This window comes from Pseudomonas sp. UV AK001, from assembly GCF_046097675.1.
GTDB classification, from domain to species: domain Bacteria; phylum Pseudomonadota; class Gammaproteobacteria; order Pseudomonadales; family Pseudomonadaceae; genus Aquipseudomonas; species Aquipseudomonas kribbensis.
Window position 1 is genome coordinate 1 of record NZ_JBJUVZ010000009.1, and the last position, 15,836, is coordinate 15,836.

11 protein-coding genes and 1 pseudogene are annotated in these 15,836 nt (G+C 62.3%); 3 read left to right on the forward strand and 9 right to left on the reverse strand.

The window, feature by feature from the left end; all coding sequences use genetic code 11:
- Window positions 1–334: 334 nt before the first annotated feature.
- Both ACKLNA_RS22280 and hutC read right to left on the reverse strand, forming a co-directional pair.
- Entirely contained in the window at window positions 335–907 is a 573-nt protein-coding gene (locus ACKLNA_RS22280) for a HutD family protein (protein ID WP_408987126.1), read from the reverse strand.
- Entirely contained in the window at window positions 904–1,614 is a 711-nt protein-coding gene (hutC, locus tag ACKLNA_RS22285; RefSeq protein ID WP_162803449.1) for a histidine utilization repressor, read from the reverse strand. The genes ACKLNA_RS22280 and hutC overlap by 4 nt, the downstream gene beginning before the upstream one ends.
- Window positions 1,615–1,759: 145 nt before the next feature.
- On the opposite strand from hutC, the gene ACKLNA_RS22290 reads away from it, so the two are divergent.
- The gene (locus ACKLNA_RS22290; protein WP_408987127.1) at window positions 1,760–3,124 is read left to right on the forward strand and encodes a formimidoylglutamate deiminase; all 1,365 of its coding nucleotides are present in this window, start codon (window positions 1,760–1,762) and stop codon (window positions 3,122–3,124) included.
- Between the two features lie 48 nt (window positions 3,125–3,172).
- Here the strand turns inward: ACKLNA_RS22290 and ACKLNA_RS22295 are convergent, their stop codons facing one another.
- Together ACKLNA_RS22295 and ACKLNA_RS22300 are read right to left on the reverse strand one after the other, a co-directional pair.
- A complete protein-coding gene (locus ACKLNA_RS22295) occupies window positions 3,173–3,742 on the reverse strand; it encodes a lipocalin family protein (protein WP_085712791.1) in 570 nt (189 codons plus the stop codon).
- Between the two features lie 31 nt (window positions 3,743–3,773).
- On the reverse strand, window positions 3,774–4,028 hold the full coding sequence (locus ACKLNA_RS22300; protein ID WP_007952486.1) for a hypothetical protein: 255 nt from the start codon (window positions 4,026–4,028) through the stop codon (window positions 3,774–3,776).
- Between the two features lie 294 nt (window positions 4,029–4,322).
- On the opposite strand from ACKLNA_RS22300, the pseudogene ACKLNA_RS22305 reads away from it, so the two are divergent.
- Window positions 4,323–5,345: pseudogene (locus tag ACKLNA_RS22305) on the forward strand (cache domain-containing protein); the annotation flags it as partial.
- Window positions 5,346–5,438: 93 nt separating this feature from the next.
- Window positions 5,439–6,203 (forward strand): methyl-accepting chemotaxis protein, encoded by a 765-nt coding sequence (locus tag ACKLNA_RS22310; RefSeq protein ID WP_371320915.1) that lies wholly within the window; start codon window positions 5,439–5,441, stop codon window positions 6,201–6,203.
- A gap of 62 nt (window positions 6,204–6,265) precedes the next feature.
- Here ACKLNA_RS22310 and ACKLNA_RS22315 read toward each other — a convergent pair whose 3' ends face one another.
- The 5 genes from ACKLNA_RS22315 to ACKLNA_RS22335 all read right to left on the reverse strand — a co-directional run bounded on the left by ACKLNA_RS22315 (window position 6,266) and on the right by ACKLNA_RS22335 (window position 15,585).
- Window positions 6,266–6,868: a DUF924 family protein gene (locus tag ACKLNA_RS22315; protein ID WP_408987128.1), complete on the reverse strand. Its 603-nt coding sequence runs from the start codon at window positions 6,866–6,868 to the stop codon at window positions 6,266–6,268.
- A 3-nt stretch (window positions 6,869–6,871) separates the two neighbouring features.
- The gene (locus tag ACKLNA_RS22320) at window positions 6,872–7,882 is read right to left on the reverse strand and encodes a class 1 fructose-bisphosphatase (protein WP_065261556.1); all 1,011 of its coding nucleotides are present in this window, start codon (window positions 7,880–7,882) and stop codon (window positions 6,872–6,874) included.
- Between the two features lie 195 nt (window positions 7,883–8,077).
- The gene (locus tag ACKLNA_RS22325) at window positions 8,078–9,442 is read right to left on the reverse strand and encodes a DUF3999 domain-containing protein (RefSeq protein WP_408987129.1); all 1,365 of its coding nucleotides are present in this window, start codon (window positions 9,440–9,442) and stop codon (window positions 8,078–8,080) included.
- Window positions 9,439–13,032 (reverse strand): DUF2339 domain-containing protein, encoded by a 3,594-nt coding sequence (locus tag ACKLNA_RS22330; protein ID WP_408987130.1) that lies wholly within the window; start codon window positions 13,030–13,032, stop codon window positions 9,439–9,441. Before ACKLNA_RS22330 ends, ACKLNA_RS22325 begins: the two co-directional genes overlap by 4 nt.
- A 102-nt stretch (window positions 13,033–13,134) precedes the next feature.
- Complete coding sequence (locus ACKLNA_RS22335) at window positions 13,135–15,585, reverse strand: glycogen/starch/alpha-glucan phosphorylase (RefSeq protein WP_408987131.1); 2,451 nt, start codon at window positions 15,583–15,585, stop codon at window positions 13,135–13,137.
- Between the last annotated feature and the right edge of the window lie 251 nt (window positions 15,586–15,836).

Genomic DNA, 15,836 nt, shown 5'->3' on the forward strand with positions numbered 1-15,836 from the left:
GGACGCTGCGGAGAACCTCTGACGACTCATACGCATACGTCTTTACTTGTACATACAAGCATATGCAATCGAGCGGCCAACTTGTTGGAGGGTTGATCAATAAAAATGCGGAGACGGCTGGAGGACGCCTGAATCAAGGGTCGTGGCGTGTATGAATTTTTTCGCGGGGTGGGTTTGAACAAGCGGAAGGCGAGTTCATGTGCGTGGTTTTGCGCCACGCTGGGGCGTTCGGTAACAAGTTGGTGCGCGTTCGGGAACGCAGGGATGAAAAAAACCGCCGCTCTCAACAGCCCCTACAGGCACTGTTCAAAGCGGCGGTTTTTCAAGAGTCGGATCAGCGTGCAGTCAGTTCGATCACACAGCAGCCCGCATTGACGGCAATTTCCACCAGACCGGTGTTGCCGTCCAGTTGCAGGCAATCATGCCGGCCAAGTTGCGCAGCACTGTCACCGACCTGCACTTGCAGCAACTCGCTGACACTGAAAACGAGAACGGTGCCGGCGGAGCTGAAAAACCGTTGCTCGCCATCCAGCCACTGCAAACGAGCGCTGTAACGCTGCGGCGCATAGATCAGGTTGAAATCGCGGATCGCCCCGCCGAGCAAGGTGCAGGAGACCTGGCTTTCGCCGCTGAAGGCAAACGGGTCGAGGGGTAACAGCGGCCGGGTGTCGTCACCGTCGACACACAGGGTCATACCGTCGCCCTGCAACACCGTGATCACTCGTTGATAACCGATAAACGTCGAGAAGCCACCGGATTCGGCGATATCGGCAATCGACAGGCGCCAACCGAAACCGTCGAGGCCGGCACCGGCGTCACGGGTGATTTCCTCGGTGCTGCCGCCGCCGTTTTTCCACGGCATGCGCGGGTAACCTTCGGCGCGTAAAACCTTCACTTCACTGCTCATTTATGAAACCGACCTTCCAGACGATGACGGGAACCGGGGTGGATCAGGCGCGCGGCGGTCACCGGCTGGCGGCCCGACCAGGTGCGACGGCGGATCAGCAGGCAAGGCTCGCCTTTTTCGATCTGCAGCAATTTGCACTCGGACGGTTCGGCGAGGATCGCTTCGACCACATGCTCGCCTTCGGTCAGCGGCGCGACCTGGTTGAGATAGGCGTAAGGCGTTTGCAGGGTGAAGTCCTGCTTGAGGTATTCCGGGGCGACCAGCGCGTTGACGAAACGGTCTTCGATCTGCACCGGAATGTCGTTCTCGTAATGCACGATCAGCGAGTGGAACACCTTCTGCCCTTCGCGCATATCCAGCGCCAGCGCGCGTTCGGAACCGGCGGCCTCTTCCTCCAGGGTGATCACCTGGCAGGTGTGGCGATGGCCACGGGAGGCGATTTCGTCGGCGATGTTGTGCACCTCGAACAGCGCGGACTGGCTCTTCGGTTCTGCGACAAAAGTGCCGACGCCTTGCATGCGCACCAGCAGACCGTCGGCGGTCATTTCCCGCAGCGCGCGGTTGATGGTCATGCGGCTGAAGCCCAGCTGGCTGACCAGCTCGCTTTCCGACGGCACGCGGTAATGCGGCGGCCAGTTACCACTGTCGATCTGCTGGGTAATCATCTGTTTGACGCGGGCGTACAAGGGCGCCGGACTGTCGCCCATGTTCGCGGCCAACGGAGAAACTGGAGGCGGAGTCGGCACGATGGATCCCTGTTCATTGGATAAGGTTGCTAGCTTGCCGGAGTTTACCGGGCAGGCAAACGTCTGTATATGTATATACAAATAACACACGATGGGGTGCTGAACCATGTCCGCCTTCTTTGCCGAACGCGCGCTGCTGCCTAACGGATGGGCCAACAATGTACGTCTCGAGGTCAGCGCCGATGGCGTGTTGACCCGAATCCAGGCCGATTCCACCGCAGAAGGCGCCGAACGGCTGAGCGGTCCGCTGCTGCCGGGCATGCCGAATCTGCACTCTCACGCGTTCCAGCGAGCGATGGCCGGGCTGGCGGAAGTGGCCGGCAATCCCAACGACAGTTTCTGGACCTGGCGCGATCTGATGTACCGGCTCGTCGGAAAAATCAGCCCGGACCAGCTCGGCGTGATTGCCCGTCAGCTGTACATCGAAATGCTCAAGGCCGGTTACACCTCGGTCGCCGAATTCCATTACGTCCACCACGATCACAACGGTCAGCCGTACGCCGATCCGGCGGAACTGGCGTTGCGCATCAGTCAGGCCGCCAGCTCCGCCGGCATCGGCCTGACACTGTTACCGGTGCTTTACAGCCACAGCGGTTTCGGCGGCCAGACGCCGAACGAAGGTCAGCGCCGATTCATCAACAGCACCGAAAACTACCTGAAACTGCAATCGCGCCTGCAACCGTTGCTGGCGCAGCAGAAGGCCCAGTCGCTGGGATTGTGTTTCCACTCGTTGCGCGCGGTCACCCCGCAGCAGATCAGCGAAGTGCTGGCGGCCAGCGACAAGCAATGCCCGGTGCACATCCACATCGCCGAACAGCAGAAGGAAGTCGATGACTGCCTGAGCTGGAGCGGTCGCCGTCCGCTGCAATGGCTGTACGAAAACACCGAAGTCGATCAGCGCTGGTGCCTGGTCCACGCGACCCACGCCAATCCGGAAGAAGTCACGCTGATGGCCAAGAGTCGCGCCATTGCCGGTCTGTGCCTGACCACCGAGGCCAACCTGGGCGACGGGATTTTCCCGGCGGTGGATTTCCTCGCTCAGGGCGGACGCATGGGCATCGGTTCCGACAGCCATGTGTCGTTGAGCGTGGTGGAAGAATTGCGTTGGCTGGAATACGGCCAGCGTCTGCGCGATCAGCGGCGCAACCGCTTGTATGGTGCGGATCAGCCGATGGTTGGCCGCACGTTGTATGACGCCGCACTGGACGGCGGCGCTCAGGCGCTGGGCCAGCCGATCGGCGCGCTGGAGGTCGGCAAGCGCGCCGACTGGATTGTGCTCGATGGCAACGATCCGTACCTGGCCACCGCCAGCGGTGACGGAATCCTCAATCGCTGGCTGTTTGCCGGTGGTGACCGTCAGGTACGCGACGTGCTGGTCAACGGTCAGTGGGTCGTACGTGATGGCCGGCATGCCGGAGAGGAAGATAGCAATCGCGCCTTCACCCAGGTGCTGCGAGAGCTTTTGGGCTGACACAAAAAAACCTGTGGAGGGCAACCTCCACAGGTTTTTTGTTGCGCGTCAGTTGGACGTCTTGGCCATCTGCTGATCCGACGCGCGCCAGATCAAGCGCGTGGTGTCATAACCCTGCTGACGCGCCTTGCTCAGCAGTTCTTCGCGCACCACACCATTGACGGTCGGCGTGCGGGACAACAGCCACAGGTAACGACGGCTCGGATCGCCAACGATGGCGGTCTTGTAGTCGTCACTGACGTACAGCACCCAGTATTGACCCTTCGCCGATCCCGGAATCAAGCGCGAGAACCAGGTATCGAACTCGACCCACAATTTGTCGGTCTTGCCCGGCACCTGTGGATAAGCCGTGCCCTTGACCTCTTCCCATTGCCAGTCCTTGGTCAGGCAACGGTTGAACACGCCCAGGTTGCCGTCCGATTCGAGCGTGTAACGGGCTTCGGATTGTGCGCAATTGCGCTGGAAATACATCGGCAGTCGCGCCAGCTCGTACCAGGTGCCCTGGTAACGCTTGAGGTTGACGCTGTGGACTGTCTTGGGCGCCAGCGGATCTTCACCGGTGGTGGCGCAGCCGGCCAGTACCAGGCCGGCAAAAAGGACAAGCAATAACCGCTTCATTGTTTTTCTCCCGTGGGCGCGTAGCCCCGGTTTACTTCAGGCCTTGGCCGGAAAACATCAACACTTTGTCACCGGCGTACTGCACGCTGATAAAGCTGTTCTTGTCGCCCCAGGTGCAACTGGACATGCCGAGCGCGCCCGAGCAATCAGTGGGCTTGCCGAGCAGCGTCTCCACTTCGGCCTTGGCCATGCCGGCCGAGAGCTTCGAGTAGTTTTCCTGATTGACCTTGCTGCATGCGGCCAACAGCACGCAAAACGACAGAAGGGCGATAGATCGCAGCGACATGGTGTAACTCCTGGAACGGAAGGGGGATGGCCTGGCGCCAACCAGAAGCTTAGAAGAGAAAATCCCTGTCTGGTTCCCTCGGCAGGTGGCTATTTATTGGCCCGCTCGTCCGGCATTCATCGGTAAATCAGACACTTTGTAGGGCTATTGAGCATTTCGTCGCCTTTAACAAAAGCGTCCTCATCTTTGTCGCGCGGCGGTCGAAATAAGAGCAGCGCAAAGCCCGAGAGTGTGGCAAATTGCCGCCCTTTCTTGACCAGCCCCTTCGCGGTAGCTCACTTAATGACCAGAAACATGAAATTCAGCCACAAGATCTTGTTGGCTGCCGCCCTCGTGGTGGCCGTAGCGTTCGCCTGTTTCATTTTGTTCAACGACTATCGACAACGCGAAGCCCTGCAAAGCAGCACCGAAGCGTCAATGCAGGAACTGGGCAGCCTGACCACCAGCAACATCCAGACCTGGCTGGAAAGCCGCATCCAGCTGCTGCAATCGATGTCGCAGCAGGTTGTCGCCGACGGCAGCGCCCCGGCCAGCCTGAAACGCATCATCGACCTGCCCGCCTACACCGGCAATTTCCAACTCAGCTACTTTGGCGGCGCCGACGGCGTGATGTTCTCGGTCCCGGCCGGCAACCGCGCACCGGACTACGACCCGCGCGCCCGTGGCTGGTACAAGGCCGCGAACAGCGCCCAGCAGACCATCGTCACTGAACCGTACATCGCCGCTTCGTCCGGCAAACTGGTGATCACCGTCGCCACCCCGGTGCAGCGCCAGGGCCAGATGATCGGTGTGGCCGGCGCCGACATCGACCTCACCAGCGTCAGCGCGATCATCAACTCGCTGAACTTCGGCGGCCACGGCCACGCGTTCATCGTCAGTGCAGACGGCAAAATCCTGATCCACCCGGACAGCAAACTGGTGCTCAAGACCCTGGCCGAGGCCTACCCAAGCGGTGCGCCGAAAGTCAGCCCGGGCCTGAAGGAAGTCGAGTTCGACGGCAAGACCCAGCTGATCTCCTTCACCCGCGTCAACGGCGTGCCGTCGGCCGACTGGTACGTGGGTCTGGTGCTGGACAAGGACACTGCGTTCTCGATGCTCAGCGAGTTCCGCACCTCGGCGCTGATCGCCATGGTCATCGCCGTAGTGATCATCATCGCCCTGCTCGGCATGTTGATCCGCGTGCTGATGCAACCGCTGCTGACCATGGGCCGCGCCATGCATGACATCGCCGAAGGCGAAGGCGACCTGACCAAGCGTCTGGTGATCCATGGCCACGACGAGTTCGGCGCGCTGGGTTTGTCGTTCAACCGCTTTGTAGAACGTATTCATACGTCGATCCGCGAAGTATCTTCGGCCACCGGGCAGGTCAACGAAGTCGCCCTGCGCGTGGTCGCAGCGTCCAACTCGTCGATGTTCAACTCCGACCAGCAGGCTTCGCGCACCAACAGCGTGGCCGCCGCGATCAACCAGCTCGGCGCCGCCGCCCAGGAAATCGCCCAGAACGCCGCCCTCGCCTCGCAACACTCCAGCGACGCGCGCAGCCTGGCGGTCGACGGCCAGCAGGTTGTGGATAAAACCATCCACGCAATGCAGCAGCTGTCGGCGAAGATCAGCGACTCCTGCGGCAACATCGAAACCCTGAACAGCAACACCGTGAACATCGGGCAGATTCTGGAAGTGATCACCAGCATCTCCCAGCAGACCAACCTGCTGGCGCTCAACGCCGCCATCGAAGCCGCCCGTGCCGGTGAGGCCGGTCGTGGTTTCGCCGTGGTGGCCGACGAAGTGCGCAACCTGGCGCACCGCACCCAGGATTCGGCGCAGCAAGTGCAGAGCATGATCGAAGAACTGCAGGTCGGCGCACGTCAGGCCGTCGGCATCATGACCGAAAGCCAGCGCGAGAGCGAAAGCAGCGTCGGCATCGCCAATCAGGCCGGCGAGCGTCTGGAAAGCGTGACCCAGCGCATCGGCGAGATCGACGGTATGAACCAGTCGGTGGCGACCGCGACCGAAGAGCAGACGGCGGTGGTCGAGTCGATCAACGTCGATATCAACGAGATCAACACGCTGAACCAGGAAGGTGTGGAGAACCTGCAGGCGACGTTGCGCGCTTGTGCGGATCTGGAGCAGCAGGCGGCGCGGTTGAAGCAGTTGGTGGGTAGCTTTCGGATCTAAGGCGCTCTCACTGATCTCTTCGCGGACCTTTCTGCGAAGAGGTCAGTCGTCTAGATGCTGATTCAGAACCGCGACCCCGGCTGCGAAAGAAACTCCAACTCCTGCGCCGTAGACTCCCGCCCCAACACCGCATTGCGATGCGGAAACCGCCCGAACCGCGCAATCACCCGCTGATGCCGCTCGGCATAATCCAGGTTGTCGGCAAACACTTCGCGCTCCGCCTCCGGCTGTTCAGCCACCAATTCGATGAATCGTGAGACCGCTTCGTTCTGCACCGCGAGGTTTTCGCAGTGTTCGAAGACGAGGTAGATGAAGAGGCGCTGGATCGGCTTCAACTGCCGGTCGAAATCCGCCGCGATGCCTTGGGCAACCAGTTTCTGCGCCCGCAGATCGCCGGAAAAGGCCTTGGGCGTGTCGCGAAAGATCATTCGCGGAAGCTGATCGAGCAGCAGCACTACCGCCAGCCAACCTTCGGGACGTTGCGTCCACTCGGTCAATTCGCCGGCGAGGGCCTGATCGACAAAGACCCCGAAACGCTCACGCGCTTCGAGGTCCTGACTGTCTTTCTTGCCAAACCACAACCTGCCCTGTTGCGCCGTCACTTCAGTCGCTGACTCGGCATGTCCGAACCACCAATCGAGCAACGGCTGCCAGGGCGCGGTCATGGTTTATTCCTTGTGATAGGCCGTAGCACGGGCGACTTCTTCTTTCGAGCCGAGGAACACCGCTACGCGCTGGTGCAGGCCTTCAGGCTGGATGTCGAGGATGCGCTGGTGACCGTCGGTGGAAGCGCCGCCTGCCTGTTCCACCAGGAACGACATCGGGTTGGCTTCGTACATCAGGCGCAGTTTGCCTGGCTTGGACGGCTCGCGGCTGTCGCGCGGGTACATGAACAGACCGCCACGGGTCAGGATGCGGTGCACGTCGGCAACCATCGCCGCGACCCAACGCATGTTGTAGTTCTTCTTCAGCGGGCCTTCTTCACCGGCCAGCAGTTCCGAAACGTAGCGCTGGACCGGGGCTTCCCAGTGACGCTGGTTGGACATGTTGATCGCAAATTCCTGGGTGCTTTCAGGAATGGTGATGTCTTCGTGGGTCAGGACGAAGCTGCCCATTTCGCGGTCCAGGGTGAAACCCTTCACGCCGTTACCCAGGGTCAGGATCAGCATGGTCTGCGGACCGTAGATCGCGTAACCGGCTGCAACCTGCTGGGTGCCTGGCTGCAGGAAGGCCTTTTCATTCAGGGCTTCGTTCTGGCTCAGGTATTCGTTCGGGCAGCGCAGTACCGAGAAGATGGTGCCGACCGGCGCGTTGATGTCGATGTTCGACGAACCGTCCAGCGGGTCGAATACCAGCAGGTAGGCGCCTTTCGGGTATTTGCCCGGGATCTGGTAGGCGTTGTCCATTTCTTCGGACGCCATGCCGGCCAGGTGACCGCCCCACTCGTTGGCTTCGAGCAGGATTTCGTTCGACAGCACGTCGAGTTTCTTCTGCACTTCGCCTTGCACGTTTTCCGTGCCCATGCTGCCCAGAACACCGCCGAGGGCGCCTTTGGACACGGCGTGGCTGATCTCTTTGCAGGCACGCGCCACCACTTCGATCAGGAAGCGCAGATCGGCAGGAGTGTTGTTGCTGCGGGTCTGCTCAATCAAATAGCGACTCAGGGTAACGCGGGACATGGACGGCTCCGGTGGAATGGGGGGCTGAAAACCCGCGCAGTTTACAGGGAGTCTGAAACCGTAGCGAGCAATGACGCCCGCTAACGTGCGTCGGGTGCAATTCCTGCTATCAGACGTGATCGAACCGGGAGAGTTCAGGCACGGGATTCAGCGTAGTTGGAAACCCGACGGGTGTGGAGGCCACACCCGTCATATTCAGGACTTCGCCAGCGGCTTGCGCAGCAGACTGAAGGCCATCGCGGCCAGAAACAGCACACTCAACAGTAATACCGCCCACAATCCGATTTTCTTCCAGTTGGTCTCGGCGACAGCTGCTGTCGTCGCCGTCGTTGTCTGCGTCGCGACTGCATCGCCCTGCACCGTGGCCTTGCCCAGCGTGGCCAGTTTCTCCGGCTTGAAATCGGGGATCAGTGTGGTCAGCGGCAGGTTGGCCGTTTTCACCGTCGGATTGCCCAGCGCCAGGCTGTAAGGCCCGTCACCCCGGGCGAGGAAGATCACCTGGGTGGCGCGCACCGCGTACTTGAGGCTCGGCGCCTGTTCGCCGAGGCCGCCGCCGCGTTCGTCGACCGTCAGTTTCAACTGCTGGACGGTCTGCCCGTAAAGCTGCAATTCGTTCTGCACCACGTCCTGGCCGTTCTGGGTCAGGCGATAGAGCAGACCGCTGCTCAACGGCTGCCACGGCAGACTGGATTCGCGACGCCCCGAGAGCGTCACCGGTGCCAGGCTGTTGGGTTGTTTCAACTCGACCTGGACCCGCTCGACATTCAGCCCCATCGGCAACTGCCAAGTGTATTCACCGGCCTTGGTGCTGCTGCCGGCCAGCGCTGGCGACCAGACCAGCGGCAACGGCAGGTTTTGCGGGTCGCTGCTTTTCAGTTGCGCCGAAGTCAGGGTTGGTGCTGCATTGGGCGAATCCCACAACAACCGCAGATAGCGCGCCGATTGCCCCGGCAACGCGACTTCATGCTGTTCGATACGCTCATCGGAAAAAGTCAGGCGCGCGACCTGGCCTTCACCCCACGGTTGCCAGTGCTGCAAGTCGTCGCTGGCCTCGATGCTGAAACGCTGGAAACCGTCGCGCTCGCTGGTCCAGTCGAGGATCAGTTGCTGCAACGGTGCCTTGATTGCACTGGCATCGAGCAGCCAGCCGCGCAGCACTTCCTCGCCCGCCTCCAGTTGGCTGGAGGGTTGCACTTCCACCAGCGTGCCGGTGGTGGTCGACTGGACGCGCACGCTCGGTGCGCGTTCGGTGGCATCCGCCGAGTTGTACAGCGGAAACCATTTCACTGCGTTCACGCGACCGTCATCGCGGGTCTGTGCCGATTCCCGGGCCAACGCGTAGGCCTGCGGTTCGCCGGCGGCGTTGAACACCCGCAGATCGCTGAGGTCGGTCTGACGGGCCTGCAACTGCACGTTCAGCGGCAGTTCGAGGCGATACCACGGGCCTGCGCCGCTGACCGACAACGGCACCTGCGCGGCGAAGTCCGCCGGTTTTTCCTGGGCGCCGGCCGTCATGGCCACGCCCAGCAACAGCCACCCGAGATTAAGCTTGCGACTCAAGACGACACTCCTTCGGTTTCCAGCGCCGGCTTGTCCGCCGCCGGTGCAGCTTCGACGCGTTTGGGCGGCAGTGGCGCGAAGTAACCCACCACCAGCAGCAACACGCCGACGCCGATAAACGAGACGATCCGCGCCAGCCCGCCACGGTTGCTCAATTCGACAAAAATCAGTTTGGCCACCACCAGCGCAATCAGCGCCGCGCCGATCAGCCACACTTCGCGGCGATGGCGCAGGTGCCCGCCGATCATCAGCCCGAGCGCCATCAGCGTCCAGACGATGGACAATCCGGCCTGCACCAGCATCGATTCAAGCAACAGGTCCAGCTCGAACGGGATCCCGGCCCAATGGTGCGCGGCGCGGGTCACCATCGCGGTACAGAAGGCGAACAGCGAAACACCGGCGATCAGTTGCGAGGCGTGAGCGGCGTAATCCTTGCGGATCGACAGCTCGGTGACCGCGCTGCGCGACCAGACATAAACGCTGAACAACGCGATCAGCAGGCCCAGCTCCAGCGGGTTGATCAGCGGCACGTATGGCAGCGGTTCGGCGTTGCCGTCGCTCACCCCGTTGGCCAGCCAGAACCAGATCAACATCAACACCGCCAGCGGCGCTGCCGCGTACAAACGGTACTCGCGAGAGAACGCTGCCACCGGCCACGTCCAGGTGCGCGGCGCAGCCATCAGCAACAGATACACGCTCGGCAGGATCGCCCAGCCCAGCCAACGCCAGGCGTTGTATTGCTCGGACAACAGCAGCAGGCCGTAGCGCAGCTCCAGCGCCAGCACGCCGATCAGCAGCCAGCAACCGAGCACATGCGCGGTGCTCAAGGCCCGCGCCGGCAACATCGGCGCCAGACGCCGCAGGCTGAAGAAATGCACCGCGATCACTGCCGCCCACGCCAGCCAGCCGAAGTTGGCCGCCGGGTGATAACGCGAGTGCCACGCAGCGAGCAACACCAGTCCGGCCGCCGGAATCAGCAAGGTGCAAAGCAACCCGAGCGACGGCCATTTCAGGCGCAATGCCAACACCGTCCACAACGCGACACTCAACGCGGCGACCAGCAGCAGCAACGTCGCCTGCAGATTCAGCGGCGCAAACCGCAGCACCTCGCTGACCCACGCCAGCGCCCACCAACCGGCGCCCCACACCAGCAATACTTCGGACAGGCGCTGCAGACTCAGCACATCGAACGCCGAAGCATGATTGCCCAGTTGCAGGCGCCACGCACCGATCATCGCCGCCAGCCCCAGCACCAGTGGCGTCCAGAATCCGCCATGGGCCAGCGGTCGCAGACCCTCGCTGGACAGCGGCCCGAGCAGTTCGGGACCGGCCAGCAAGAACGCCGCGCCGCCGATCAACTGCAGCAACAGACCGAAGACAAAACTCACGCGCTGCTTGAGGTACAGGCTGAGCCAGATGATCAGCAAACCACTGGCCGCCCACACCGCGCTCGCGGTCTGCCACGGCAGCACGAACAACACCGCCAGATTGATCAGCACCAACCCCGCCAGCAGCACCACCGACAAACCGCGCAGCAGCCGCACATCGCTGCGCACCATCTCGTCGCGGGCCGCCAGCAACATGCCGGCGATCAATGCCAGACCGATCAGCGAGGCGCTGAGCAGACCGCTCCAGCCAGCGCTGAACACGGCCGCCGAATCCTCGCCCGCCCCTTGCAGGCGCAACAGGAACAACGCCCCGCCCAGCAGTTGCACGGCAAATGCGCAGAACAGGAACGTGCGCGATTGCAGGCGCAAGCCGACGAACAAGGTCACCAGACCAGCCAATGCCCAACTGATGGCCGTGGCCTGGGTGAAGAAAAACAGCGGCGCCAACAGATAGAGAAGAGTCAGACCGAGACTCGCCAAAACCGGCAGGCCTTGGCGCTCCCACGCCGAGGTGTGTTCCGCCGGGGTTTTGCGCAATTGATAGAAACTGAACAACAGCGCAATGCCCAGCATCAACGCGCCCAGCGGTGCACCGTCGAGCAGGCTGCTTTCACCGACACGCAACTGGCTGAGAAACGCCAGCGCCGAGCCCAGTTGCAGCAGCAACGCGAAGGCCCTGGCCAACGGCCGGTGTTGACGCAGGCCGAGCCAGAAAATCCCCGCGCCCTCCACCGCCCAGGCCGCAGAGGTCCAGCGCGCATCCAGCCCCAGCGGAATCGCCAGGCTGGCGAAAATCACCCCGATCGCCAGGCAAGTTTCGCCCAGCAGCAGCGCTCGGCCGCCCATCAGCACCCGGGCGAGGGCCATGTAAATCATGCCCAGTGCCAGTGCACTGAACGCGGCGGCAAATTCCAGATGCTGCACCAACGCGAATTGCAGACCGAAACCCACCAGCGGCGGACCGAACAGCATGGTGCCGTCGACGTAATCACCCTTGCGCGCCGACCACTGCAGCAGCGCCTCGCGATCGCCTTCCGCCGGGGCGTCCGGCATGTCCAGCAGCTTGCGCCGGGCGAACAGCAGGCCGATGGCCAGATACATCAGGAAGAACAGAATCAGGAACGGCTCGGTGCTCCACAGCAGTTCCGGCGCATACGAACGCACACCCCAGGCGAAACCGATGCCGAAGGTGCCGGCGAAACCGATCAGGTTGAGCAGGCGCCAGGCCTTGAACCACGCAATGGCCAGGATGCCGGCGTTGAGCAACGCGAAATAGCTGAACAGCGCGACATGGTTGCCGGCGCCGGTGGAGGTCAGGATCGGCGCGGCAAACCCGCCAAGCGCAGCAACGCAAGCCAGGGCCAGGGAATCCTGGGTGATGGCCAGAATGGCCGAGAACACCGTCACCGCCACCAGCAATCCCAGCGCGGCGGACGGATCGAGCAGCGGATGCAGGCGCATCGCCGCAAACACCGTCAGGTACAACACTGCGATCCCGGTGCCCTGCAGCATCAAGGCGTAGCTCGTGTTGCGATGGCGTAACCACCAGCCCAGCGCCAGCAATCCCAGCGCCGCTGCCGCGAGACCGGCGTAACGCATTTCGATCGGCACCACCATGCCTTCGGTGGCGTAGCGCAGCAGGAAGGCCAGACCGAAGAACAACAGCACCACGCCGACCCGCAGCACGGTGTTGCCACCGAACAGCCAGTTGCGCGCCGCACTGATGCCGCGCTCGATGAGGTTCGGGCCACGGGGTTCGGCGGGCTGTCGGGGTTCCGGGGTTTCAGGGGTAACGGCGTCGAGACGCCAGGCATCGGCCGGTAGCGGCTGACTGGCTTCACTGGCGACGGCGGAGAGAGGTTCGAGTTCGGGCGGCAACTCCCAGACCAGTTCAGGGGCCGCAGCCTCTTCGGCGACCTCGTCGGGCTCGACCAAAGGCTCGGGGACCGGTTCCACGCCTGGCGCCGGCACCGCATGCGAGGGCGATCCCTCCAGCAGATACAAACGCTGCGCGACGCCTTGCAACGCCACCTTCGTCTGTTCAAGTTGCCGCTGTTGCTCCGCCACTTGCGAGCCGAGCCGCATGATGCGGATCGTCTGCCCGATCGCCAGGCCCAGCAAGGCGCCCAATAGCGCAGAACTGAACGATTCGTCGAGCAGCCAACCGAGCAGCAGCCCGATCAACATGAACATCCATTGCATGGTCGATATCCCTGAGCAGCCCCGGAACGGGGCGAAACCAGGGCTCAGTATATCGGCCCGGCCCAACAAGCGTGGGGCCGGGCGCACATTTGTCGCTAAAAGTTACTCCAGCGCCTTCCAGATATCCGTGGCGTACTCGCGAATCGTCCGGTCCGACGAGAACCAGCCCATCCGCGCGGTGTTCAGCACCGCCGAACGCCACCAGTTGTTGGAATCGTGCCAGAGCGCATCGACGCGCATCTGCGCTTCCCAGTACGAATCGAAGTCGGCGCAGACCAGAAAGCGGTCGTAGTCCACCAGCGAATCGATCAGACCGGTGTATCGCGACGTGTCGTCCGGCGAAAACACGCCGCTGCGGATCGACTGCAACACGTCATTGAGGCGATGGGACGCCGCAATGTCCGGCACCGCACTGAACTCGTGGTTCTGCTTGCGTGCTTCGACCTGCTGAGCGCTCAAGCCGAAGATGAACATGTGCTCGGCGCCGATGCGCTCGCACATTTCCACGTTGGCACCGTCGAGGGTGCCGATGGTCAGCGCGCCGTTGAGGCCGAACTTCATGTTGCTGGTGCCCGACGCCTCGAAACCGGCGGTGGAAATCTGCTCCGACAAATCCGCCGCCGGGATGATGCTCTCCGCCAGACTGACGTTGTAGTTGGGCAGGAACACCACCTTCAGCAGGCCGCGTACGGTCGGGTCGTTGTTCACCACCCGGGCAATATCGTTGGTCAGTTTGATGATCAGCTTGGCCTGGTGATAACTGGCCGCCGCCTTGCCGGCGAAGATCTTCACTCGCGGCACCCAGTCGGTTTCCGGCTGGGCACGAATCGCCTGATACAGCGCCACGGTGTGCATCAGGTTGAGCAACTGACGCTTGTACTCATGGATCCTTTTGACCTGCACGTCGAACATCGCCGCCGGGTTCACAGCGATTCCCAGACGCTCGTGGATCAGGTAGGCCAGCGCTTTTTTGCTGTGCAGCCGTTGTTCGGCGAAGGCCTTGCGGAAGGCCGCTTTTTCGGCGAACGGTTCAAGATCCAGCAAACGCTCTTCGGGGTTGTCGAGCACATCCGGGCCGAGGGCATCGACCAGCATCGAGGTCAGTTCGGAGTTGGCCTGGTACAACCAGCGGCGGAAGGTGATGCCGTTGGTCTTGTTGTTGATCCGCTCCGGATAGAGCTTGTGCAGTTCGGCAAACACGGTCTTGCGCATCAACTGCGTGTGCAGGCCCGATACGCCGTTGACGCTGTGGGAGCCGAGGAACGCAAGATTGCCCATGCGCACCCGGCGGCCGTTGTCTTCTTCGATCAGCGACACCGCGCGCAGCACGTCGAAATCGTGGATGCCCTTGGCCCGCAGCGAGTCGATGTGCTGGGCGTTGATCAGATAGATGATCTGCATGTGCCGCGGCAGCATGCGCTCCATCAGGCCCACCGGCCAGGTTTCCAGTGCTTCGGGCAGCAGCGTGTGGTTGGTGTACGAAAGAGTGTCGACGGTGACTTGCCACGCCGCATCCCAGGCCACGTCGTAGACGTCCACCAGGAGACGCATCAGTTCGGCGACGGCGATCGAAGGATGCGTGTCGTTGAGCTGGATTGCCGCGTGATCGCCGAGGGTCAGCACCGAGGTGTGCATGTTGCGATGGCGGCGCAGCAGGTCCTGAAGGGACGCCGCGACGAAGAAGTATTCCTGACGCAGGCGCAACTCCTGCCCGGCTTCGGTGCTGTCCGCCGGATACAGAACGCGGGAGATACTTTCGGCCCGGGCCACTTCGGCCACAGCGCCCAGGTGGTCACCGGCATTGAAGCGCTCCAGGTGCAGATCCTCCATGGCCCGGGCCCGCCACAGGCGCAGCGTGTTGACGCTCGCTCCGCGCCAGCCGACCACCGGAGTGTCGTAGGCAATCGCCCGCACGGTTTCTGCCGGGTGCCAGACCTGTTTGCTCTTGCCGCTGACATCGGTGACGGTCTCGACGCTGCCGCCGAAGCCGATGCTGTAGACGACCTCCGGCCGCTCGAACTCCCACGGGTTGCCGAAATCCAGCCAGTGCTCGGTCTGTTCCTGCTGCCAACCATCGACGATGGCCTGGCGGAACAACCCGTGCTCGTAACGAATGCCGTAGCCGTGACCGGCGATGCCGAGGGTCGACATGCTTTCCATGAAGCACGCCGCCAGCCGTCCGAGGCCACCGTTACCCAGCGCGGCGTCGGGCTCCAGCAGGCGGATGCGTTCCAGATCCACACCCAGTTCGGTCAGCGCCTCACGGGCAACGTCGAGCAGGCCGAGGTTGCTCAGGCTGTCGTACAGCAAACGACCGATGAGAAATTCCAGCGAGAGGTAATACACCCGCTTCTGACCTTTGCGGTAGATCTGCCGGGTGTGGTCCATCCAGTGCTCGACCATGTGGTCCCGGGCCGCCAGGGCGATGGCTTCGAACCAGTCATGGTCAAAGGCGTGATCCGGGTCTTTGCCCACCGCATAGGTGAGTTTGGTCAGGACGGCGTCGCGGAATGCGGCCACCTCTGCTTCGCGAACTAGTGGTTCTTGAGTCATCGATAGGACCTCGAGCGAGCGGGGAATTGTCAGAGCCTAGACGGTCTGACCGACGGTGGGGGCTCTGGTTCGGCAGTTTTTCCTGAGAGTGCGGGATCGTTCGGCAAACCCTTGGCGAATGCCTGAATGAATGCAGGGGCCGTGCCGAATTGTCGGCCCCGGTGATGACAGAAAGAAAAAATCTGGCGAAAGGTTGTTCAAAAATCCACCAGTCCCGGTATGATCGCGCGCCCTGATGCACATGCCTGGTA

Bases quoted from the DNA above. Each gene is read 5' to 3' on its own strand.
- hutC (WP_162803449.1), bottom strand. From the start codon at position 1,614: ATGGGCGACAGTCCGGCGCCCTTGTACGCCCGCGTCAAACAGATGATT.
- ACKLNA_RS22335 (WP_408987131.1), bottom strand. From the start codon at position 15,585: ATGACTCAAGAACCACTAGTTCGCGAAGCAGAGGTGGCCGCATTCCGC.
- ACKLNA_RS22330 (WP_408987130.1), bottom strand. From the start codon at position 13,032: ATGCAATGGATGTTCATGTTGATCGGGCTGCTGCTCGGTTGGCTGCTC.
- ACKLNA_RS22295 (WP_085712791.1), bottom strand. From the start codon at position 3,742: ATGAAGCGGTTATTGCTTGTCCTTTTTGCCGGCCTGGTACTGGCCGGC.
- ACKLNA_RS22280 (WP_408987126.1), bottom strand. From the start codon at position 907: ATGAGCAGTGAAGTGAAGGTTTTACGCGCCGAAGGTTACCCGCGCATG.
- ACKLNA_RS22310 (WP_371320915.1), top strand. From the start codon at position 5,439: ATGTTCAACTCCGACCAGCAGGCTTCGCGCACCAACAGCGTGGCCGCC.
- ACKLNA_RS22315 (WP_408987128.1), bottom strand. From the start codon at position 6,868: ATGACCGCGCCCTGGCAGCCGTTGCTCGATTGGTGGTTCGGACATGCC.
- ACKLNA_RS22320 (WP_065261556.1), bottom strand. From the start codon at position 7,882: ATGTCCCGCGTTACCCTGAGTCGCTATTTGATTGAGCAGACCCGCAGC.
- ACKLNA_RS22300 (WP_007952486.1), bottom strand. From the start codon at position 4,028: ATGTCGCTGCGATCTATCGCCCTTCTGTCGTTTTGCGTGCTGTTGGCC.
- ACKLNA_RS22290 (WP_408987127.1), top strand. From the start codon at position 1,760: ATGTCCGCCTTCTTTGCCGAACGCGCGCTGCTGCCTAACGGATGGGCC.